Genomic DNA, 19,773 nt, shown 5'->3' with positions numbered 1-19,773 from the left:
TTCTTACACCCACGGGAGTACGCGCGATGACGACTCCCGGTGGATGATCCCGGTTCCGGGCAGGGCGATGCTGTGGGGCAGGACGATGGGCCTTTGCCTGTTCGGCGTGTCCGCGTCGTCCGTGACCGTGCCGGCCGTCGGGGTTGCCGGCCTGAAAACAGAATGGGAACTCGAGTGGACGCCGACTCTCCGGCCGGGCGGACCGAGCCCGCGCCGCCGGATTCCGACGCCGCGCCGCGCACGCCCGCGGTGCGCCGTCCGCGGCTCAGGCGGTGGCTGAGACGTGTGGCGCTCGCCTGCGCCGTGTTGCTCGCAGTCGTCACCACGGCCTCGTTGGCCTACAACGCCTTCACCGCAGGACGTGCCGCGCCGCCAAGAGGGCTGCGATACGTTCAGGCGGCCGATGTCCGTACCCGTTACCAGACCTGGGGCACGACCGGTTCGCCTGTTGTGCTCGTCCATGGAGCCTTCGAGCAGGTGGACACCTGGTCACGACTGGCACCGCTCCTCGCGCGCGACCACCGGGTCTACGCACTGGACCTGACAGGAGACGGCTACAGCGAACGCCGGGGCCCGTACACCGTCAGCCACTTCACAGAGCAGCTGCTGGGCTTCCTCAGCGCCATGCACCTCGATGGGCCGGGGGAGCGCCCCCTGCTGGTGGGCCATTCCAGCGGAGCCGCAGTCGTCACGGAGGCCGCACTGCGCGCACCGGGCCGGATCGGGAGCGTGATGCTGCTCGACGGGGATGCCCTGAACACCGGCGCCGGCCCACCGCCGGCCTTCAGACACCTGCTGATCGATCCCTACCGCACCAGCCTGTTGCGCCTTGGTCTCGGGGCCGACTGGCTGATCCGCTCCTTCTACGACGCCCAGTGCGGACCGGCCTGCCCACCTCTCAACGCCGCCGGTCTGGATCAGTGGCGTCGGCCGCTGCGGGTGCGGGGCGCGGAGGCCGCCCTGTGGAGCATGCTCGGCGAGGGCGTGCCCGGCCTCCCCGCGGGCCAGGTGGCGCGACTCGCGGCCGTCGGCATCCCCAAGTCGGTCGTGTTCGGCGCCGAGGACGACGTATTCAGCAGGCAGACCCCGCAGCAGACCGCCCGGCGCATCGGCGCCCCGCCGCCCACCCTCATCCCTGGAGCCCGCCACCTGACCATGATCTCCAGCCCCCATGAGGTCGCGGCAGCCGTGGAAGCCCTGGCCGGCGCCAACCCTGCCGCAGGGCAAGGGGGAAGTCCCCAGTGAGACTTGGTCAGTCGGCCTCCGCTTCCGCGACCAGTGCATCAAGCACCGTGCACAGTGCGGCCAGTTCGGCCGGGGTGGGATCGGCCGGTTCGTGCGGCACCAGCGCGGCCGGGTTCACCACGGGGACGGTGCCCTCCGGACCGGGCGCAGCCGTGGCGCGGGCAAGGAGCGCGCCGTGGTCGGGCGGCGGGGTGCTGAGGCCGTTGCCTAGTCTGCGCAGCGCGGGCGCGAGTGGGGGCTGAGGGAAGGGGAAGTCGGCGGGGAGCAGCGCGGCTTGCTGGGTGTGGTCGTCGCCGCGGAAGTCCAGGACCCAGTCCTCCCAGCCCGGCAACGGCCAGTCGTGGATGCCGGCCACACTCTGCACGGCCCACAGCGAGACGGTCCGGGCCCGCGGGTCGAAATGGACGCCGCCGTACGGCATGTCGGTGAGCGCAGGTGAGGCCGGCGAAGGGACGAGCAGGTCGATCAGGCCGGGTCCGCCGGCGAGGTGCGCGAGGGGCTCCCAGTCGCTGCCCCAGGCGCGAACGCTTCCGTCGGGCAGGCGCAGGGAGGCGACGGCACAGGGCTCGGTGTATTCGGTGGCCGTGAACCCGGTCGGCTCGAAGGTCTCGAACCAGCCCGGTGCACGGGTCAGGTCTCTGCCGAGGCCCAGGTGGTGGGTGAGATCGCCCATGCCGTCATGTGCGAATCGGACGTCCCAGCCGGGCCATGTCCGGGCCAGTACGGCGCGGGCGGCGATGTGGTCGGCCCAGCTGTCGGCGAAGGCGAACCACAACAGGATCCGGCGGTCGTGGTCGACGAGTGCGGCGCCCTCGCACCACACGTCGTCGAGCCACTCGTCGATCTCCCGGTTGGCACGGAAGCAGCGTGTCGCCGCGACCGGACCGGGCAGCAGATCGTCGACCACCCGGCTGGCGGCCCAGTGCGAGTAGTACCGCTGCCAGGCGCCGTTCTCGACCACCACGTACTGCGCTCGTTCTCCCATGATCAGTGAGGCTAGCTCCGCCGGACGACGGGCGGCGAACGCTTTTCAGGCGGACCTGTTCACGTGGCGGCCCGCCGGGGACCACCGTCCGGCGTATGGCCTCAGAGCGCCGAACACGAGCGCGCGCGGCTGCCTGTCCCCGCTCGGGCTGCTGCCAACCGGCGGAGGCGCGTGCCTCCGCCCGCCGGTGGTCAGGGAGCGTCGACGAGGCCGTACTTCGGCACGGTCACCGTGCGAGCCCCCGGCGTGCCGCCGAGGATGACCTTGCGATACGTGACGTTGTTGGCCGTGCTCTGCTCCTTGAGCCGGTTGTCGGGGTTGGCGATGACCTGGATGTAGTACGTGCCGTTCGGCAGGTCCGAGACGTCGAAGGACTGACCGGGCCGGTACTGGCTGTAGGTGTCGCCGTTGCCGACGTCCAGCACCTCGCGCACCGAGACGGCGGTCTCCTCACCGCAGGCGGTGGCGAGGTCGGTGTTGTACGGGTGCCAGTTGGCGTTCTTCACCGTGTAGTCGATGGCGTCGGTGTTGGCCAGGCAGAACGCCTCCTTGCCGCTGCGCACGATCTCCCTCTTGTCCGCGCCGAGCAGCCGGTAGCTGGCGAAGTCGCTGAAGTGCCAGTGCTGGTGGCCCTCCCGCGGGTCCCACTCCATGGTGCCGGTGGGCGTGTACCCGACCTGCTTGCCCTTGGCGTCGTAGAAGTACTGGTACGCGTCCATCTTCTCCGCGCCCGGCTTGCGGAACCCGTCCACGACCAGCGGCGAGGGGCCACCGTTCCATACGGTGGCGCTGAAGGCGAGGTAGTCCTTGCCGGGGGCGGCGCCCGCTCCGCCCTCGCCACCGTCGGTGATGGCGATGCCGTACGCGGGGAGGGCGCGCAGGTCGGGTTTGGGCACGTCGGCGGGAACGGTCGCCCTGCCGGCCGGGCGTTGGGCGGCAGGCTTCAGGACCTTCGACGCGTCCTTCTGCCCGCGCCTGACGCCGGCCAGGCCCTGGCCCCCGCCGGAGTTCTGGCGGACCGTCACCTTGATGGTCTGGGTCGTGTCCGCCATTCCGAACAGGTCGCGGTACTTCTTCGCCACCGACACCTTCGCGGTGTAGACACCGGCCGACAGGTCGACGGTGTTGTTCCCGCGGAAGCCTGGCGACGTGGCCGCCGCCCAGCCCTTCTCGACACCCCATACCCCACCGAGCGTGAACGGGTTCTCGGAACAGCCGTCGGGATACTTCGAAGTGGCCGGGGCATCGGGCCGGATCCGGCCCGCCCGGGTGTTCGGGCAGAACGCCTGCGTGGTGTCGGCCACCTTCGCGCCCGATGCGTCGCTGATGCTGACGTTCAGGAAGTCCGGCAGGCCCGAGAAGTCCTTCAGCAGACCGGCCGGCAGGGTCCTGGTCACCGTCCGGCCGCCGGAGTGGATCACCTGTGTCGCGACGACGGGGTCGTTGTAGGACGTGCGCGTCACCCGCATCTCGAGCGGTCCCCCGTCGACCGTGATGTAGGTGCCGAGGTCCAGGTAGACCCCCGGCTCGCCTTCGTAGCGGTCGACGGTCACCGAGGGGGAGGCGGCGATCAGTTGGAGTTTCGGCGTGCCCGTCGGCGTCGCCGCTCCCGCGCCGGGCGCGGCGAGAGTTCCGGCGGCGCCGACGGTAAGGGCGGCGGCGGCGATGATCGCCGAACGCCGTAAGACGGTGGGGTGGTGTCTGTTCATGAAGTGCTCTTTCTGCGTCTGGTCGGGACGAGTCGTGCACGTCTTGCAGGCACGAAAGGAGGTTCTTGTGTGCCATCTGTGAAAAGGTTGAAAAGCGGACTCAGGTTGCCTGGCCGTCGAAAGTCCCCTGAGATTGACGCTCGTTGCCGCTGTCGGCTCGGCCGCTGCGACCGCTCGTACTGGGTGTGCCGGCAGGATCGCGGCATGGGCCTGCTGCTGACCGGCGACTCGCCGCTGGGCGAAGTCCTGGCCGCCCCCTCGGCACCGGAGGGCCACCGACGCCTGCTGCGGCTGGGCCGCCTGGCAGCGCTGGCCTGCCCGCGACCCGTGCTTCCGGCCTGACGTCATCCCGGTCACCTCACGCTCGCGTCCACGCGCCGTTCCGGCCGTCATCCGCCGAGGCGAGGCCGCGCGGCGGCCGTCGCCGAATTCGCCGACGGCGTCCCCGCAGGGCCATGACCGACCGTGTGTGGCCCGGCCTGGTGAGCTCGGGCGGGGCCGCGCGGCGCGACGAGTGGCGCCGGATCGTAGGCTGCCGTCATGACCGAGATCAAGACGCCGACACCCCGCGACGCCTTCGAGCTGCTCCTGGCCGGTAATCAGCGCTTCGTCGCCGGTGCCCCCGAGCACCCGAACCAGGACGCCACCCGCCGCGCCGAGATCGCCCCCTCCCAGCAGCCCTTCGCCGTGCTGTTCGGGTGTTCCGACTCCCGGCTGGCCGCCGAGATCATCTTCGACCGCGGCCTTGGCGACCTGTTCGTGGTGCGCACCGCGGGCCACGTCGTGGGTGCGGAGGTGCTGGGAAGCATCGAATACGGGGTGGACGTGCTTGGTTGCCCGCTGGTGGTGGTGCTCGGTCACGACTCGTGCGGCGCGGTGGGCGCGGCGTGTGCCGCCCTGGAGGACGGCATGACACCGGCCGGATACGTCCGTGATGTCGTGGAGCGGGTGACTCCCAGCGTGCTGGCGGCGCGGGCCGCCGGACGGGTGGAGCCGGAGGAGATCCTCGCGGAGCACATAAGGCACACCGTCGACCTGCTGCTGGACCGCTCCCGGTCGCTGGCCGAGAAGGTCGCCGCCGGCCGGGCCGCCGTGGTGGGCCTGTGCTACCGGCTGGCTGACGGCAGCGCGCAGATCGTCGCAGCCCGCGGACTGGAGAGCGCGCTTGCGTAGCCGGACAGCTACTGACCTGGGCGTATGCGCTCCGGGGCTGCGGTGGAGTCAAGGGCGCGCAAGGGCCCGCTGGTGACTTCGAGGCGCGGGAGGGGCCTTTGAGCGGTTGACGAGCAGGCGGCTTGGGCACGTGGGAGCGGGCCGGAAGGGTGCGACTGGGTTCGTCCTCAACGCTTCCGTCGGCGCCCGCCGCGGCCGCGGCCCGCAGCCGCTCCGCCAACCGCCACCGCGCCCGCTGCCGCCGTTTGCGCGCGCGTACCGGGACGGTCGGCCGCGACGACCAGTGCCGCGAGCAGCGTCGTGACCGGCACCGAGGCGACCAGGCCGATCGAGCCCACGAGTGTGCGTACGATCTCCTCCGCCACCAGTTCGCTGTTGGCGACCGTGCCCACGCCGCTCTGTGCGATGGAGAAGAGGAGCAGGAGCGGCAGCGCGGCGCCGGCGTAGGCGAGGACGAGGGTGTTGACGACGGATGCGATGTGGTCGCGGCCGATGCGGATGCCCGCCCGGTACAGCCCCCGCCAGCCCATGGTCGGGTTTGCGTCGTGCAGCTCCCAGACGGCCGAGGTCTGGGTCACTGTCACGTCGTCGAGCACGCCGAGGGAGCCGATGATGACGCCCGCGAGGAGCAGGCCGCTCATGTCGAGTTTCGGATACAGGCCATGGATCAGGCCGGTGCTGTCGTCCGTGTTGCCGGTCAATGCGGCCCAGCCGATGAACCCCGAGCCCAGGACGCCGATCAGCGCCAGCGAGACCAGGGTGCCGAGCACCGCCACGGAGGTCCGGGCCGACAGGCCGTGGCACATGTAGAGGGCGATCAGCATGATGGCGCTCGACCCGATCACCGCCACGATGAGCGGGTTCGAGCCCTGCAGGACCGCGGGCAGGATGAAGAAGTTCAGCACCAGGAAGCTGATGGCCAGCGCGACGAGTGCCATGACGCCGCGCAGCCTGCCGACCACCACGACGGCGAGCGCGAAGATGCCGGCCAGCAGGCCCATCGGGAAGCGGCGGTTGACGTCGGCGACCGAGTACTGCAGGTCCTTCGGCGCGGAGGGCTCGTAGGCGGCGACCACCTTCTCGCCCTCGTGCAGTTGGCGTGACTGGTCGGGCTGCACGATCTCGGTGAAGGTACGGCCCTTGTCCTTGCCTGTGTCGACCCGGATGGTTGCCTTGTGGCAGCTGCCGCTCGCCTCCTGCTGCGCCGAGTTGCCTTCGGCGGTGGAGGTGTCCCCGGTCGGGGTCTCGCCCGAGGCGTTCACCGACTTGCAGCTCACCGCGACGACCTGGGTGACCGTCGCCTGCTGTGTCTGCCGGTCGAATCCCACTCCGGTGCGCTTGTGCGGCGGGGCGCCGCCCGGCCACAGCACGACGAGCCCCACCACGACCGCGATGGTGAAGGGGATCAGGATGGCCGCGATGACCTTGCGCAGGTGACGGGAGACCGGCGCGGCGGGCCCATGGCTGTGGCTGTGCCCGTGGGCGTGGGGGTGTCCGTGACTGTCCGTGTCCACTCGGGGGCTGGGACCATGTCCGGAGCCATTGACTGTGGCGTGCCCGTCGCCCGTCGCGGAGGTGTGCCCGTGGCCTGCGGCCGGAGAGGGCATGTGGACCATGCCGGCGTCGGGGCCGTAGCCAGGGTGAGGAATCGACCCGGGAGGGTTCCCGTACTCGTAGTCACGGCCGTACTCGCTCGTACGATCGCCCCTGTGCCGGGGTTGGTCGCCGACCCGGTTCCAGTCCCCGGCGCTCTGCCGGTCAGCGGCTCCCATGCCGTCTCCCTCGCGGTTGTGCGTGCCCCCTCCGAAGCCGGTCATGAGCGACGGCTCTGAGGCAGGGTACGGGAACGGCCGTGCCGTGGACTCAGTCCTGTGAGCAGGCGCATGCTCCACTCGCTGCTCTCCAATGAAGTGACCAATCCAATCCTATGGAGAGGCAAAGAAATTTCTGCGGGCGCTCCCCGTCCGCGCATTTTGGGCGTACGTTCCTCCCCGCAACCTGTCATGTCACGCCCATTCACCATGTGGGCGTGAATGTCATGCTCATGACTGCGCGGTTGTCGCCGCTACGCGCAATCACGGGCCTGCCCATCCAGTGCGATACCCCACGTAAACCGGAGGCAGTAACCCATGCGTGAGTCACATCCCAGCGGGCGGAGACGGAGTCTGCGAAGACTCGTCGCCGTAGCCTTCCCCGCCTTCGCCCTGACCGTCGCCGGATTCACCGCCGCACCGACGGCCGGCGCCCAGCCTGCCGCGACCCACCCTCAGACCTCCAAGGTCACGCAGAACAACAAGGCGCTGACCGCCCCCGAGCGGCAGACCTACCACTCCACCGGCAAGGCGGGCCAGAAGGTGCCGACCCAGCACCTGTGCGCCACCGCCGCCCCCGGTCAGGCGTCCTGTTTCGCCCAGCGTCGCACGGACATCAAGCAGCGCCTCGCCTCGGCGCTCGCCGCCGCCGCTCCCTCCGGCCTCTCCCCGGCCAACCTGCACAGCGCCTACAACCTGCCCACCACGGCCGGTTCGGGCATGACCGTCGGCATCGTCGACGCCTACAACGACCCCAACGCCGAGTCGGACCTGGGCACTTACCGCTCGACGTACGGCCTGTCCTCCTGCACCAAGGCCAACGGCTGCTTCAAGCAGGTCAGCCAGACCGGCTCCACGACCTCGCTGCCCACCAACGACACCGGCTGGGCCGGCGAAGAGATGCTCGACATCGACATGGTCAGCGCGGTCTGCCCGAACTGCAGCATCATCCTCGTCGAGGCCAACTCCGCGAGCATGGCCGACCTCGGCACCGCCGAGAACGAGGCCGTGTCACTCGGCGCCAAGTTCGTCTCCAACAGCTGGGGCGGCTCCGAGTCCTCCTCCCAGACCAGCGACGACACCTCGTACTTCAAGCACCCGGGTGTCGCGATCACCGTCTCCTCCGGTGACTCCGCCTACGGCGCCGAATACCCGGCGACCTCGCAGTACGTGACCGCCGTCGGCGGCACCGCGCTCACCACCGCCTCCACTTCCCGCGGCTGGAGCGAGTCGGTGTGGCACACCAACTCCACCGAGGGCACCGGCTCCGGCTGCTCCGCCTACGACCCCAAGCCGAGCTGGCAGACCGACACCGGTTGCTCCAAGCGCATGGAGGCCGACGTCTCCGCCGTCGCCGACCCGGCCACCGGTGTGGCGGTCTACGACACCTACGGTGGCTCCGGCTGGGCGGTCTACGGCGGCACCAGCGCCAGCTCGCCGATCATCGCCTCCGTCTACGCCCTCGCGGGCACCCCGGGCGCGAGCGACTACCCGGCGAAGTACCCGTACTCCCACACCGGCAACCTGTACGACGTGACCAGCGGCAACAACGGCAGCTGCTCCCCGTCGTACTTCTGCACCGCGGGCACCGGCTACGACGGCCCGACCGGCTGGGGAACTCCGAACGGCACCGCCGCCTTCACCTCCGGCTCCAGCACCGGCAACACGGTGACCGTCACCAACCCGGGCAGCCAGTCCACCACCACCGGAAGCTCGGTCAGCCTGCAGATCAAGGCCACCGACAGCGGGGGCGCGGCTCTCACCTATAGCGCGAGCGGTCTGCCGACCGGCCTGTCCATCAGCAGCTCGACCGGCCTGATCTCCGGCACGGCGTCCACCGCCGGCACCTTCCAGGTCACCGTCACCGCGAAGGACTCCACCGGCGCCTCCGGCTCGACCTCCTTCACCTGGACCGTCGGCTCCGGCGGGGGCGGCGGCTGCACCTCGTCCCAGCTGCTGTCCAACCCCGGCTTCGAGTCGGGCAGTACGGGGTGGAGCGCCACCAGCGGTGTCATCACCAACGACTCAGGTGAGGCGGCCCACGGCGGCTCGTACTACGCCTGGCTGGACGGCTACGGCTCCTCCCACACCGACACACTGTCCCAGTCGGTGACGATCCCGGCCGGCTGCAAGGCCACGCTCACCTTCTACCTGCACATCGACACCTCGGAGACCACCACCAGCACCGCCTACGACAAGCTGACGGTGACCGCCGGTTCGACCACCCTGGCGACATACTCGAACCTCAACCACAACTCCGGCTACGCACAGAAGACCTTCGACCTGTCCTCGCTGGCGGGCCAGACGGTCACCCTGAAGTTCAACGGCGTGGAGGACTCCTCCCTCCAGACCAGCTTCGTCGTGGACGACACCGCCCTGACGACCAGCTGACCGCCCGCCCGGCGCGAGCTGAGCACTCGGTCCCGCACGCGGAAGCCGTCCGCGTGCGGGACGTGTCGTTTCCGGCCCGCGTGACTGCGGTCTCGTCGTCGCCGTCCCCGACGGCCGCCGCACCTGCTACGAGCTTGCCGACAAACGCCTCGGCCGCGCCCTGGACGACCTGCGCACCGCTGTGGCCGCCGTCGGCGGCGACCGGACCTGCGCCGACGCCGACGACAAGGGGTGCTGCTGCCCATGAGCGGAGAGATATCCCTGTCCCCCGGATCTGACCCGACCAGGCGCGGCGTGCTTGACAGACGGATACGGCTGCTGGTCGCCGCGACGATCAGCGACAGCGTCGTCGAGGCGGCCGTCGCCCTGACGGCCGGGGCCCTGACCTCGTTCACCGCGCTGATCGGCGTCGGCCTCGACTCCGCCATCGAGGTCTCCTCGGCCACCGCCGTCGCCCGGCAGTTCTCCGCACGCGAGCGCGCGGTGCGCGAGGCCAGGGAGAAGACCGAGTTGCGGATCATCGCGCTGCGGCGATGCGGCCCGCCCACTCCTCGACGACCTCGGAGTCCACCGGGCGGCTGCGGCCGCAGTCACGGCACATCAGGTAGTGACGATGGCCGTCGGCGGCGTGCAGCCGTAGAGCCGCCCGCCCGTCTCGTCCCGTAGGACGTCGGCGTCGCCGTCCGAGCAGCTGCTCGAGGTCCGCGGCCGTGAGCCGGATCAGGACCGTTCCCTCGGGCGGGCACTACCCATGCTCCATGGGCGCCGACGTCGTTGCCGGTCACTCGGTGGTCCGGGGTCCTGCGGCGCGGCGGAGCCGGTTGGCGATCGCCAGTCCCAGACCCTCCTCCACCGGCAAGGAGGCGACGATGAGGTCGCATCCCCGCTGGTCGAGTTCGCGCAGGAACCCGTACAGGCCGCGTGCGTAGGCGGCCATCGAGGCGGGCAGGGCTACCACGGCGTGCGCCTTCACCGGAGTATGGGCGATGGAGGGAGGGAGGAAGACCCCGACCTGGTGCCCCAGCTCCTGCGCCGTCTCCGCCTCGGCGACGACCTTCTCGGGCTCGACGAGGACGACCCGGGCACGCGGCGCGTAGTGGGACGGATGCTGGCCGGGCACCCGGACACGGCTCGTCGAGTGGACCGCCGGCGGGCGCCCCAGCACCGCTTCGAGGTCCTCGCGGGTCACCCCGCCGGGCCGCAGGATGCTCGGCATCTCGCCGGTGGCGTCCACGATGGTCGACTCGACGCCGACCTCGCAGGGGCCGCCGTCCAGCACGAAGTCGACGGCATCCCCGAGCTCCGCACGGACGTGGGACGCTGCGGTGGGGCTGACATGGCCGAAGCGGTTGGCGGACGGGGCCGTGACACCGCCGCCGAAGGCTGACAGCAGCGCGAGGGCGACGGGGTGGTCGGGCACGCGCACGGCCACCGTCTCCAGGCCACCGGTCGCTTCGAGGGGCACCCTGGGACCACGACGCAGAACCAGCGTGAGGGGCCCGGGCCAGAAGCGTTCGGCCAGCAGACGGGCCGTCGCGGGCACGTCCTGGACCCAGTCGTCCAGGTGCTGCGCGTCGCCGAGGTGGACGATCAGCGGGTGGGAGGGCGGGCGCCCCTTGACCTGGAAGATGCGCGCGACGGCGGCGGGGTCCTCGGCGTTGGCGCCCAGGCCGTAGACGGTCTCGGTCGGGAAGGCCACGAGCCCTCCGGCGCGCAGCACACCGGCCGCCTTCTCGATGTCACCGGTTTTCGCCGTCACCACGGCAATCCTTTCACTGTTCGGATCTTCCACATGTCACGGTCGCGTCCCCGCACGACGATGCTCTCGGGCGACGGCATCGCATGAGCTGGGGCGTACCAGGGCCGTCACGGCGGTACTGGGGAACACCGCCAAGACGGACCGGCTTCAGCGTAGAACCGACGCGGCCCTACCGGGTCGGCCGGGCCATGCCAGGCGTCACGAGACACAGGCAGACCGGGAACCGTGCTCAACGACTCGGCAGCGTCAACGTTCCGAGCGTCGGCACCCCGCATACTGCGTGTCTGCGGCGGTGAGTAAAGCCGGTGGCGTCTTGACGGCGGGCCTCGTAGGTTGTCCGCTCGTGACTGATGACCCGAAGACCCGTCCGGATCCGTACGGCCTCGGCCGGGTGTTCAACGAGGTGGCGGAGCTCTACGACCGGGTCCGGCCGGGGTACCCGGACGAGCTGTTCGCGGACCTCGTCGCCATCACTGGCATGAGCGACAGGTCGTCGGTGCTGGAGGTGGGCTGCGGTAGCGGTCAGGCCACGCGATCGCTGGCAGCACTGGGATGCTCGGTGACCGCCGTCGAGCCGGGCGCAGACTTGGCCGCACTCGCTCGCCGCCGGGTCGCCTCCTTCCCCAAGGCCGAGGTCGAGACATCGCGGTTCGAGGAGTGGGACGACCGTGGCCGACGCTTCGATGCCCTTGTCGCTGCGTCGTCGTGGCACTGGGTCGATCCGTCGGTCGGCTGGCAGCGGGCACACGAGGTTGTCTCGCCCGGAGGCTGGATGGCGCTGCTGGGCCACGTCGTGGTCCACCGACCGGGAGAGCCGGAGGTCTACGCCGAGAGCGCCGATCTGCACGAGCGGTTCTCTCCGGGAAACCCCGACTGGGGGCATCCGCCGCTGGAGGACGACGTGCGCACCACCGACGAAGGGTGGGGCCTGGTCGAGGATCCCGGAGGACTGTTCGGCCCGACTGTGGTGCGCTGGTATCCGACGGTTCAGTGGTTGACCGGAGACGGCTTCGCCGACCTCCTGCGCTCGCAGTCGCTGTATCTCAGGCTCGACCGGGAGGTCCGTGAGCCCCTGCTGGACGCTGTCGCCGAACGCATCCGCACGCGCATGGGGGACCGGGCACCACGCCGCTACCTGAGCGTCCTGCGTGTCGGACGGCGGGCCGGGTGAGGTCAGGATGCGATTTCTGGACCGCCGGCATCGGCCAGGCCTGTCCCACGACGACTGACCGCGGTGCCATGGCCTTCGTGTCGGGTGTGATCACGGAGACACGCTCGCCGAGGCACGTCGGCTGACCGTGCTGCTGGGGTGCGATGCCGCTCGGGCGACGCGTACCCGGTCAGTCGCAGAGACACCGCTGAGCTTCTGGCAGCGGGCGTGGAGTGGGGCTGCGCCGACTCGAGTACGGGCGTCACGGCACCGCCTCCCGCTTCGCCGCGCTCGCCGTGCACCGGCGACATCCCCTCGCAACGGTGGTGGTCTCCATCCAGTCCGGGCTGGTCCGTGAGAGCACCGGCGATTGAGAAGGCGGCCGCCGGGGGGACACATGGCTGCGTGGTTCTGGTGAGGTGAGGTGGTGATGTGCGGGTGGGTGGTGCCGTGCGCTGGTCGCGTCGGTATCCGGGTGGCGGTAGCGGCGCCCGTCGTGGCGGGGGGCGATTGCGGTTCGTGGTGCTCGGGAGCCGGCCGGCCCGGGGGGTGAGGTCGGTGGCGCGTGCCCGCAGGGCGCGGATGGCAGGGCAGGGGGCGGGCGAGGGTGTGGTGGTGGGGCGGGGACTCAGGGTGGGGGCTGCGTATGGGTGGCGGCTGTTGGTGGTGGGGGTGGTCGCGTATACGGCATTTGTGATGTTGGGGCGCTTGCAGCTGGTTGCCGTGGCGCTGTTTCTTGCTCTGGTGGGCACGTCCGTCCTGCGTCCGCTTGTGGATCTGCTGGCGCGGTGGCTGCCGAGGGTGTTGGCGGTGCTGGTGGGTGTCGCGGGCAGCCTGATGGCGCTCCTTGGGCTGCTGGCACTGGTGGGTGAGCTGGTGGCGAGCGAGTGGGGCCAGCTGCGGCGGGAGTTCAGCGGGGGAGTGGGACGCATCGAGAAGTGGCTGCAGAGGGCTCCTTTCCATGTGCGTCCCACGGCGATTTCGGATCTTCAGGGCAAGGTGAATTCCTTTTTGTCCGCGCATCACTCCGCTCTGGTCAGCGGCGCGGTGAGCGGAGCCGGGCGGCTGCTTGAAGTCCTGACGGTTGCGGCGCTTGCGCTGTTTTGTTCGGTGTTCTTCATCCATTCCGGTGACCGGATGTGGTCCTGGTTTCAGGAGGGACTGCCGCCGCGGGCCCGGGATGCGTTCGGCCGTGCGGGTGGCGCGGCGTGGCGGACCTTTGCCGGATACACGCGGGGCATCGTGATTGTGGCGGCCACCAATGCGGTGCTGGTGGGTGTCGCCCTGTTCGTGCTGCGGGTGCCGTTGGCGCTGCCGCTGACGTTGCTGGAGTTTTTTGCCGCGTTCGTCCCGCTGGTGGGGTCACCGATTGCGCTGGGGGTGGCCACGGTGGTGGCCCTGGCGTCGCGCGGTCCGGTCATCGCGATCGTGGTGCTGGCGCTGATCGTCGTCGTAGGCCAGATCGAGGGCCATGTCCTGCATCCGCTGGTGATGAGCTGGGCGGTGCGGCTGCATCCGGTGGTGGTGGCCGTCTCGGTGATTGCCGGCGGCGTCCTGGCGGGGGTGGTCGGAGCGGTCGTGGCGGTGCCGATGGTGTCGGTGGCGTGGGCGGTGGGCAGAGAACTGCGCGGCCCCTGGGCGGGGCAGAGACACGGTGCCTGAGGGCTCGTGAACCATCGGCATGTTGCTTCCCCCGAAGCGGTTCGCCGGCGTGATACGAGCGTCCCCGATGAGGTACCGCCACTGGATGAAGCAGCGGCCCGCACTGCACCTGACGTAGCGGTGCTGAGGCTCGATCCAAATTTCTCGGCGCCAGACGGTCTGCGGATGTCGAGAACGTGTCACCGGCTCCGTCCCAGGGACATCAGCGGCCACCACCGGCCGCACCAGGAAGAAGGAGAAAACGGCATGGGGATCCAGCGGATGGACAACGTCGGCATCGTCGTCGAGGACATGGATGCCGCCATCGCGTTCTTCGTGGAACTCGGTATGGAACTTGAGGGCAGGGCCGAGACGAAGGGTACGTTCGCCGACCAGTGCACCGGACTCGACGGCGTCCGCTGCGATATCGCGATGCTCCGGACCCCGGACGGTCACAGCCGGCTCGAGCTGGCGAAGTACCACAGCCCCGCAGCCATCAGCGCCGGGCCGCGCAATCGACCGCACAACGTTGTGGGCACGCACCGCGTCATGTTGGCCGTCGACGACATCGAGGACACCGTTACTGAGGACGACGGTTTGATGTCGTCTCGTGACAGGCGCGCCAGCCGGAGAGGGACCTGTTATCTCAGGGCCGCACCAGTATTCGTGTGACCCCGGCGACCAGCGTCGTGGCTAGTGTCCAACCACTGATGATCAGCGCATAGGCCAGCGCCTGGCTGGACCCGCTCGGATTCCACGCGCCCGATTGACCGAGGCTCACTACCGGCACCAACAGGTCGAGCGTGTAGGCGACCGGGTTGAAATGCGGGCCGCCCGTGCCCAGCGGTGCGGGGTGGTGGGAGGCGAAGTATGCCGATCCGGCGGCGAGCAGGCCCAACAACCACAGCCCGGCCAGCCACGGCCGATACCCGTACCCGACCGTTGCGTCCTGGAGAAGGCCCCATGCTTTCGCCGGCAGGCCCGCCGCCTCACGTCGCCGCCGCTGCTGGGCAAGCAGCACCCGCCGCGACTCGCCGTCACGCCCCACCGCGCGGTAGCGCGCGGCCAGCTGCTCGTAAGGCTGAGGGTGATACGCGTCGCGAGCCAGCCACGGCAGTCGCGTCCCGGCCGTCGGCAACGGCATCAGTTCGTCATAGACGAAGCCGTCCAGGCGCAGCTTGTCGGGCCAGGACGCGGCGTCGTCCTCGAACGTCGTAGTCCGTGCCCGCCGCAGGTCCAGGCTGTGCGCGGTGAATCCCTCATTGCAGAACATCGCCCCTTCGACGCGCGCGCCGGAGGCGTCGAGCGTGCCCAGTCGCGCACCGCTCAGTGTCAGCGGCCCGACGACACGGGCCGAGTTGAGCCGGACCGCGCCCGAAGCCGTGACGCCCGACAGGTCGACACCGCCCTCGACCGAGATGTGGTCTGCGCGCAGCGCCGTTTGGCCGTGGTCGTCCACCAGGTCGGCGTCGGGCAGCATGAGCCCGCCCTTGATCGTGGCGTCGCTGAGGTCGACGCCGCCGGTGACGGTGAAGGGGTTCTTCGCTCGGGTGTTGCCACGGCGGGCGAACATGCCGGTGTCGACGCGCAACCCCTGCGCCAGCAGGGCGGGCGTGGGTGGGCGGTTGGGCTCCTCGTGGGTGATCCGGGCGCCATCGAGATGCAGGTATCCGCCGATGCGCGCGCCAGGGAGCCGGAACTGTCCGTCGATGACAACGTCGTGGCAGTACATCGCGGTGTCGACGACGAGCAGGTCGCCGTTGATGGCGGTGCGCGGCGGCGTCCAGTCGGCGTCAGGGGCCGGTGGTTCGAGCGGGGGCGCGGTGATCGTGGTCCCGCTGATTTCGATCTCGAAGACGCGTGCCGCATAGAGGCTGAGCCGGCCGAGGCGGCAGCCCTCCATCTGGAACTCCCCGCGGATGTCGGCGCGGTTGGCTTCCAGCACGGTGAGGTAGCAGCCGCGCAGGCGCACGCTGCGCGTCTCGGCTTCGGCGAGGTCCAGGCCGTCGTCGAAGCAGCAGTGCTCGAAGTCGAGTGCGTAGGGGACTTGCGTATGGGCGAGCGTGAGTCGCCCAACGACACGAGCGCCGGCCAGTTTGACGCCAGCGCCGCCGTTCGCATCGGGGCCGCTGCCAGTCAGCAGCGCCGCGATCGCCTCGGCGCGAATGTCGCGGGTGCGCGGCCACGACGTCGCTTGGCCGGGGCCGTCGTCGGGGCGGGAGCGCAGGTCGACCAGGGCGCCGGTGGGAAAAGCGTGCCAGAGCCGCTCCTCGGTGGCCGTCAGGGTGCTGATCTGGAAGCCGCTCACGGCAGTCGAGCATCGCTGGACAGGGTCGGCAGCGCAAGGGGATTGCCTGCGCGGCGGACGATCGCGGCGGGCGAGTTTCCGACGACGGCGTTTCGCGACGTCATGGCGGTAGCGGGTGGAAGGTCAGGCCGGTCTCCGCGACGAAGCCGTCGAGGACGACGGGCCGGTACTGAAGGCGCTTGAGTCGGTTGCGGATCAGCGTCTCCAGCGCATCGACGGTGAGCGCGGCCAGGTTGGCCAGGCTGCGTTTGACGTGGGACCACACGCCCTCGACCGGGTTCAGGTCCGGGGCGTAGGCCGGGAGCAGCACGACGGTCAGCCACGCTCGTTCAGCGATCATCTGTTTCATGGTTGCCGACACGTGGGTGTTCAGCCGGTCCCAGACCAGGATGATCGGGGCTCTCAACTGCTGGTGGGCGGCGTCGATCAGCCCGATGTAGTCGCGTTCGGACAAGGAGCGTCGCTCGTTCTTGCGGCCGTGGTGGATGGGCAGCCGGTAGAACAGTCTCGTGCGCGTCCCGGGACGGACCGCGATCAGTCCGGCGATCGACACCCGCCCGGAGCTGCGCCCGGCCACCCTCACGATCGGGGTCTGGCCCCGACGTCCCCAGGTTCGGCCGCGCGGCGGTGTCAGATGCTGGCCTGCCTCGTCCTCGAAGCAAACGAAGGCGCCGAGCGCGGCCTGTGTCCTTTTACCGCAGGCCACGTTGTTTCCTTCCAGGCGGCGATCGCGAGCTCGTCGCGCTGGGCGGCCCGTCGCGCCGGTATCTGCGGGGTGAAGCCGAGCCGACGGATCAACCGGGCTGCCGCGTCGGCGCTGTAGGAGACATGGAGTTTGCGGCCGATCAGCTTGGCGACCCGAGCTCCGGTCCACACCTGGTCCTCATCCCAGCCGAACGCTGCCGGGCCCTCATTCAGCATCGCGGCCAGCTTGACCTGCGACTTCGTACTGAGCTTGCACCGCTGCCCCAGCGGGCCCCGGCTTGCCAGCGCCGCCGTCCCGCCGCGCTCGAAGTCAGCCCTCCACCGGTATACCGACCGCACCGTCGCCCGCAGCCGCTTGGCGATCTCCGAAGGCGTGACGTCCTCGACGAACATCGCGGCAGCCTGCATCCGCAACGCCTCGCGGCGTGCCCGCCCCGCGGCGTCCAGCCCGCCGCCTTGCGCATATCTCACTTCAACTACATAGCGCCGTCAGGGCTGTTCGTCAGCACGGTGAACCTCGGCGAGACGACATCAAAGCGCCGTCGTCAGTACCCGCCTGCGCCCTCATGGCGCCGAACTCGTCGGCGAGATCGCCCGGTTCGAGGACAGCTATCTGCTCTGCTACCTCCGCGGCCCAAAGGGCATCATCGTCGGACTGGCCGAGCAGCTGCGCTGAGCGGGCCCCCGATCAGCCAGGAGCTCGCCGGTCAGCCGCGTGCAGGTGTCGCTTGTCGGCGCAACCGCTTCAGGGTGCAGCGGACCCGGTGAGACTCGACTATTCAGCTCTGCCGCTCCCCGGCTCGGACCATGCCGGCTTCGTTGGCGACGACGAGCTGGGTGCGGTCGCGGGCGCCCTGTTTGGCCATGGCGCGGTTGACGTGGGTTTGGACGGTGACCGGGGTGACGCACCCACGTGCTCATCGACACCGAGGCCGAGTGGCCACCGGCCGGACCCACGTCTCACTCCAGCGGCTCCGTCTCCCAACTGGTCAGCGCGCCTACCGGCCAGAAAACCATCATGGGAACAGAGAGAGGCAATTCCTGTCGGCCTCAGGAGACTCCAAGCAGCTTCCTTCGAATGGTCAGGAACAGGCGTCAGCCGTACAGAAAAGTCTGTCCCCTGCCCGTCCTCCGGAGTCCCATGGCAGAGGCGCAGTCCGGCCGCTCGGCCCCTCACGGCCTGGTCAGATCACGGCCAGACGTGGGAAGAGCGCCTCGGCGCTGACGCGGTTGATGGCGTCCAGTTGGCCCGGCTGGAAGCCGTCGTAGTCGTCGAGGAGGGAGTCGAGGAGGGGGCCGGATTCTTCCGGGGCGAAGGGGTGGTCGCTGCCGTAGAGGATGTGCCCGGGTGCGGCGAAGGCCAGCAGGGAGGGCAGCGCGGCCGGGGTGGAGGACAGCGCGGTGTCGAAGTAGAAGCGCTGGAGGTCGGTCAGGATACCCAGGGGGGTGGTGCCGGGGTTGAACTGGGCGCCGGCGGTGAACCGCCAGGCGGCGTACGGCAGGAAGCCGCCGGCGTGGGAGAGGATCACCTTCATCCGGGTGTGCCGGCTCATCACGCCGTTCAGTGTCATGTGGACCGCGGTGCGGGTGGTGTCGTAGGGGAAGTCCAGCAGCGGGCCGGGCATGCCCTCCAGCAGGGGCAGCGGCGGTACGTCGGGGTGGACGAACACGACCGCCTCGCGGGCGTCGAGTTCCGCCCACAGCGGCTCGTACTCCTTGTCGCCGAGGTAGCGGCCGCGGACGTTGGAGAGCAGCACCACGCCGTCGGCGTGCAGTTCGTCCAGGGCGTACGTCGCCTCGGCGAGGGCTCCGTCGACGTCCGGGAGCGGGAGGCTCGCGAAGAAGCCGAAGCGGTCGGGGTGGTCCCTGGCCAGGTCGGCGGCGTACTCGTTGACCATGCGGGCGACCGCGCGGGCCTCGGTGTCGTCGCCGAAGTGGATGCCGGGCGAGCTGATCGAGAGGATGCCGGTGGCGATGGAGCGGCGGTCCATCATGGCGAGCGCGCTACCGGCGTCCCAGGCGGGTGTGGGCCAGCCCGCGGCCGTCTCGCCGTGGCGGTCCATCACTGCCCGGTAGGCCGGCGGGATGAGGTGCTGGTGGACGTCGATGCGGCACGGAGAGGTCATGAGTTCTCCCGCCTCCTAATATTTGGGCGGCCAATATTTAGGCAGCTAATCATTGCTCTGGTAAGTTACACCTCCATGAGCAAGGAGTACAGGGCCGACCAGGTCACCGCGGCCGGGGACGTCAGCGCGGAGGAGATGGCGCAGGCAGCCGACGCGCTCTTCGTCGCCATGCGCCGGGCCCGCTCGGCGGGCGCCGACCACTACGGCGGACTCTCCCTGGCCCAGGTCGCCCTGCTCGAACCGCTGACCGCGCAGCCGGACCTGCCGGTGGGCCGGCTGGCGAGCAGCGCGGACGTCAGCGTGCCGACGGCCACGCGGATGCTCCAGCAACTGGAGACCAAGGGCATCGTGGTGCGGCGCCGGTCGGCGCAGGACGAGCGGCGGGTCCTGGTCAGCCTGACCACACAGGGCACCGAGCTGCTCGCCACGCTCCGGGAGCGGTTGCGGGAGCGGCAGGCGCGCGCCTACGAGGCGTTCACGGCGGACGAACGCGTCCAGCTGGTCACGCTCCTGCGCCGGCTCACGGACCTGGTCTCCGACTCCGACTGACACGAACCCGCCGGACGGTGCAGTGGTGCCGCACGGCGCACGAGTCCCCGCCGGTCAGCCGGCCGGCAACGCACCACCGTCCAAGGGCCGTACCGACCCGGTACTTCGGGTCGGTACGGCCCCTTCGGCGATCAAGCGCCCGCCCTTCCGGCGGCCACGCCCAGGACCGGTCCTCTGGAGAGCACACGGTCTTCCTGCCGTCGGCGAGCAGGTACCTAGGT

Annotated in this window: 16 protein-coding genes and 4 pseudogenes; 11 read left to right on the top strand and 9 right to left on the bottom strand. The window is 70.1% G+C overall.

The genetic code is table 11. The annotated features are described in order from the left end of the window. Nucleotides 1–174: 174 nt before the first annotated feature. Nucleotides 175–1,245 carry an alpha/beta fold hydrolase gene (locus tag ACFY1U_RS45590; protein WP_390699975.1) on the top strand — a complete coding sequence of 357 codons (1,071 nt, stop codon included), beginning with the start codon at nt 175–177 and terminating at the stop codon, nt 1,243–1,245. A 7-nt stretch (nt 1,246–1,252) separates the two neighbouring features. Here the strand turns inward: ACFY1U_RS45590 and ACFY1U_RS45585 are convergent, their stop codons facing one another. Both ACFY1U_RS45585 and ACFY1U_RS45580 read right to left on the bottom strand, forming a co-directional pair. After that, nucleotides 1,253–2,230 carry a hypothetical protein gene (locus tag ACFY1U_RS45585; RefSeq protein WP_390699974.1) on the bottom strand — a complete coding sequence of 326 codons (978 nt, stop codon included), beginning with the start codon at nt 2,228–2,230 and terminating at the stop codon, nt 1,253–1,255. Nucleotides 2,231–2,421: 191 nt separating this feature from the next. Then, on the bottom strand, nt 2,422–3,939 hold the full coding sequence (locus ACFY1U_RS45580) for a lysyl oxidase family protein (RefSeq protein ID WP_390699973.1): 1,518 nt from the start codon (nt 3,937–3,939) through the stop codon (nt 2,422–2,424). Between the two features lie 204 nt (nt 3,940–4,143). On the opposite strand from ACFY1U_RS45580, the gene ACFY1U_RS45575 reads away from it, so the two are divergent. Next, nucleotides 4,144–4,281: a hypothetical protein gene (locus ACFY1U_RS45575; protein WP_390699972.1), complete on the top strand. Its 138-nt coding sequence runs from the start codon at nt 4,144–4,146 to the stop codon at nt 4,279–4,281. A 198-nt stretch (nt 4,282–4,479) separates the two neighbouring features. Beyond that, nucleotides 4,480–5,112 (top strand): carbonic anhydrase, encoded by a 633-nt coding sequence (locus tag ACFY1U_RS45570; RefSeq protein WP_390699971.1) that lies wholly within the window; start codon nt 4,480–4,482, stop codon nt 5,110–5,112. A 167-nt stretch (nt 5,113–5,279) separates the two neighbouring features. On the opposite strand, the gene ACFY1U_RS45565 is transcribed toward ACFY1U_RS45570, so the two are convergent. Further along, nucleotides 5,280–6,728: a YibE/F family protein gene (locus tag ACFY1U_RS45565; RefSeq protein WP_390700043.1), complete on the bottom strand. Its 1,449-nt coding sequence runs from the start codon at nt 6,726–6,728 to the stop codon at nt 5,280–5,282. A gap of 513 nt (nt 6,729–7,241) precedes the next feature. Between ACFY1U_RS45565 and ACFY1U_RS45560 the strand changes: the two genes are divergently transcribed. From ACFY1U_RS45560 to ACFY1U_RS45550, 3 genes and pseudogenes are all read left to right on the top strand, one after another. Then, nucleotides 7,242–9,314, top strand: coding sequence for a putative Ig domain-containing protein (locus ACFY1U_RS45560; protein ID WP_390699970.1), 2,073 nt, complete (start codon nt 7,242–7,244; stop codon nt 9,312–9,314). 76 nt (nt 9,315–9,390) lie between these two features. Next, nucleotides 9,391–9,561 (top strand): annotated as a pseudogene (locus ACFY1U_RS45555) (transcriptional regulator); the annotation flags it as partial. Further along, a pseudogene (locus ACFY1U_RS45550) lies at nt 9,558–9,842 on the top strand (cation transporter); the annotation flags it as partial. The pseudogenes ACFY1U_RS45555 and ACFY1U_RS45550, both read left to right, overlap by 4 nt. 253 nt (nt 9,843–10,095) lie before the next feature. Here the strand turns inward: ACFY1U_RS45550 and ACFY1U_RS45545 are convergent. Then, complete coding sequence (locus ACFY1U_RS45545) at nt 10,096–11,073, bottom strand: L-threonylcarbamoyladenylate synthase (RefSeq protein WP_390699969.1); 978 nt, start codon at nt 11,071–11,073, stop codon at nt 10,096–10,098. 343 nt (nt 11,074–11,416) lie between these two features. Between ACFY1U_RS45545 and ACFY1U_RS45540 the strand changes: the two genes are divergently transcribed. From ACFY1U_RS45540 to ACFY1U_RS45530, 3 genes are all read left to right on the top strand, one after another. Further along, entirely contained in the window at nt 11,417–12,244 is an 828-nt protein-coding gene (locus tag ACFY1U_RS45540) for a methyltransferase domain-containing protein (RefSeq protein ID WP_390699968.1), read from the top strand. Between the two features lie 561 nt (nt 12,245–12,805). Next, nucleotides 12,806–13,885: an AI-2E family transporter gene (locus tag ACFY1U_RS45535; RefSeq protein WP_390700042.1), complete on the top strand. Its 1,080-nt coding sequence runs from the start codon at nt 12,806–12,808 to the stop codon at nt 13,883–13,885. Between the two features lie 246 nt (nt 13,886–14,131). Beyond that, nucleotides 14,132–14,536 carry a VOC family protein gene (locus ACFY1U_RS45530; RefSeq protein ID WP_390699967.1) on the top strand — a complete coding sequence of 135 codons (405 nt, stop codon included), beginning with the start codon at nt 14,132–14,134 and terminating at the stop codon, nt 14,534–14,536. Here the strand turns inward: ACFY1U_RS45530 and ACFY1U_RS45525 are convergent. The 3 genes from ACFY1U_RS45525 to ACFY1U_RS45515 form a co-directional block, all read right to left on the bottom strand. Further along, nucleotides 14,511–16,172 (bottom strand): hypothetical protein, encoded by a 1,662-nt coding sequence (locus ACFY1U_RS45525; RefSeq protein ID WP_390699966.1) that lies wholly within the window; start codon nt 16,170–16,172, stop codon nt 14,511–14,513. The genes ACFY1U_RS45530 and ACFY1U_RS45525 overlap by 26 nt on opposite strands. Nucleotides 16,173–16,272: 100 nt before the next feature. After that, the gene (locus ACFY1U_RS45520) at nt 16,273–16,806 is read right to left on the bottom strand and encodes a transposase (RefSeq protein WP_390700041.1); all 534 of its coding nucleotides are present in this window, start codon (nt 16,804–16,806) and stop codon (nt 16,273–16,275) included. Next, nucleotides 16,803–17,348 carry a winged helix-turn-helix domain-containing protein gene (locus tag ACFY1U_RS45515; RefSeq protein ID WP_390699965.1) on the bottom strand — a complete coding sequence of 182 codons (546 nt, stop codon included), beginning with the start codon at nt 17,346–17,348 and terminating at the stop codon, nt 16,803–16,805. The genes ACFY1U_RS45520 and ACFY1U_RS45515 overlap by 4 nt, the downstream gene beginning before the upstream one ends. An 82-nt stretch (nt 17,349–17,430) precedes the next feature. Here ACFY1U_RS45515 and ACFY1U_RS45510 point away from each other — a divergent pair. Then, nucleotides 17,431–17,553, top strand: a pseudogene (locus ACFY1U_RS45510) (VOC family protein); the annotation flags it as partial. A 103-nt stretch (nt 17,554–17,656) separates the two neighbouring features. Here ACFY1U_RS45510 and ACFY1U_RS45505 read toward each other — a convergent pair. Further along, nucleotides 17,657–17,791, bottom strand: a pseudogene (locus ACFY1U_RS45505) (DNA-binding response regulator); the annotation flags it as partial. Between the two features lie 270 nt (nt 17,792–18,061). Further along, nucleotides 18,062–19,003: an amidohydrolase family protein gene (locus tag ACFY1U_RS45500; protein WP_390699964.1), complete on the bottom strand. Its 942-nt coding sequence runs from the start codon at nt 19,001–19,003 to the stop codon at nt 18,062–18,064. A 75-nt stretch (nt 19,004–19,078) separates the two neighbouring features. On the opposite strand from ACFY1U_RS45500, the gene ACFY1U_RS45495 reads away from it, so the two are divergent. Then, nucleotides 19,079–19,552, top strand: a complete 474-nt coding sequence (locus tag ACFY1U_RS45495; RefSeq protein WP_390699963.1) for a MarR family winged helix-turn-helix transcriptional regulator — start codon at nt 19,079–19,081, stop codon at nt 19,550–19,552. Nucleotides 19,553–19,773: the final 221 nt, after the last annotated feature.

Origin of the sequence: Streptomyces sp. NPDC001351, from assembly GCF_042896045.1 — a bacterium.
Classification (GTDB): domain Bacteria; phylum Actinomycetota; class Actinomycetes; order Streptomycetales; family Streptomycetaceae; genus Streptomyces.
The sequence above is the reverse complement of the archived record's forward strand: the minus strand, read 5'-3'. Positions and strand labels throughout refer to the sequence as shown.

What these genes read in the sequence shown, in the direction of transcription:
- ACFY1U_RS45585 (WP_390699974.1), bottom strand. Translation starts at nt 2,230, where the DNA reads ATGGGAGAACGAGCGCAGTACGTGGTGGTCGAGAACGGCGCCTGGCAG.
- ACFY1U_RS45580 (WP_390699973.1), bottom strand. Translation starts at nt 3,939, where the DNA reads ATGAACAGACACCACCCCACCGTCTTACGGCGTTCGGCGATCATCGCC.
- ACFY1U_RS45575 (WP_390699972.1), top strand. Translation starts at nt 4,144, where the DNA reads ATGGGCCTGCTGCTGACCGGCGACTCGCCGCTGGGCGAAGTCCTGGCC.
- ACFY1U_RS45570 (WP_390699971.1), top strand. Translation starts at nt 4,480, where the DNA reads ATGACCGAGATCAAGACGCCGACACCCCGCGACGCCTTCGAGCTGCTC.
- ACFY1U_RS45565 (WP_390700043.1), bottom strand. Translation starts at nt 6,728, where the DNA reads ATGGTCCACATGCCCTCTCCGGCCGCAGGCCACGGGCACACCTCCGCG.
- ACFY1U_RS45560 (WP_390699970.1), top strand. Translation starts at nt 7,242, where the DNA reads ATGCGTGAGTCACATCCCAGCGGGCGGAGACGGAGTCTGCGAAGACTC.
- ACFY1U_RS45535 (WP_390700042.1), top strand. Translation starts at nt 12,806, where the DNA reads ATGGCAGGGCAGGGGGCGGGCGAGGGTGTGGTGGTGGGGCGGGGACTC.
- ACFY1U_RS45530 (WP_390699967.1), top strand. Translation starts at nt 14,132, where the DNA reads ATGGGGATCCAGCGGATGGACAACGTCGGCATCGTCGTCGAGGACATG.
- ACFY1U_RS45500 (WP_390699964.1), bottom strand. Translation starts at nt 19,003, where the DNA reads ATGACCTCTCCGTGCCGCATCGACGTCCACCAGCACCTCATCCCGCCG.
- ACFY1U_RS45495 (WP_390699963.1), top strand. Translation starts at nt 19,079, where the DNA reads ATGAGCAAGGAGTACAGGGCCGACCAGGTCACCGCGGCCGGGGACGTC.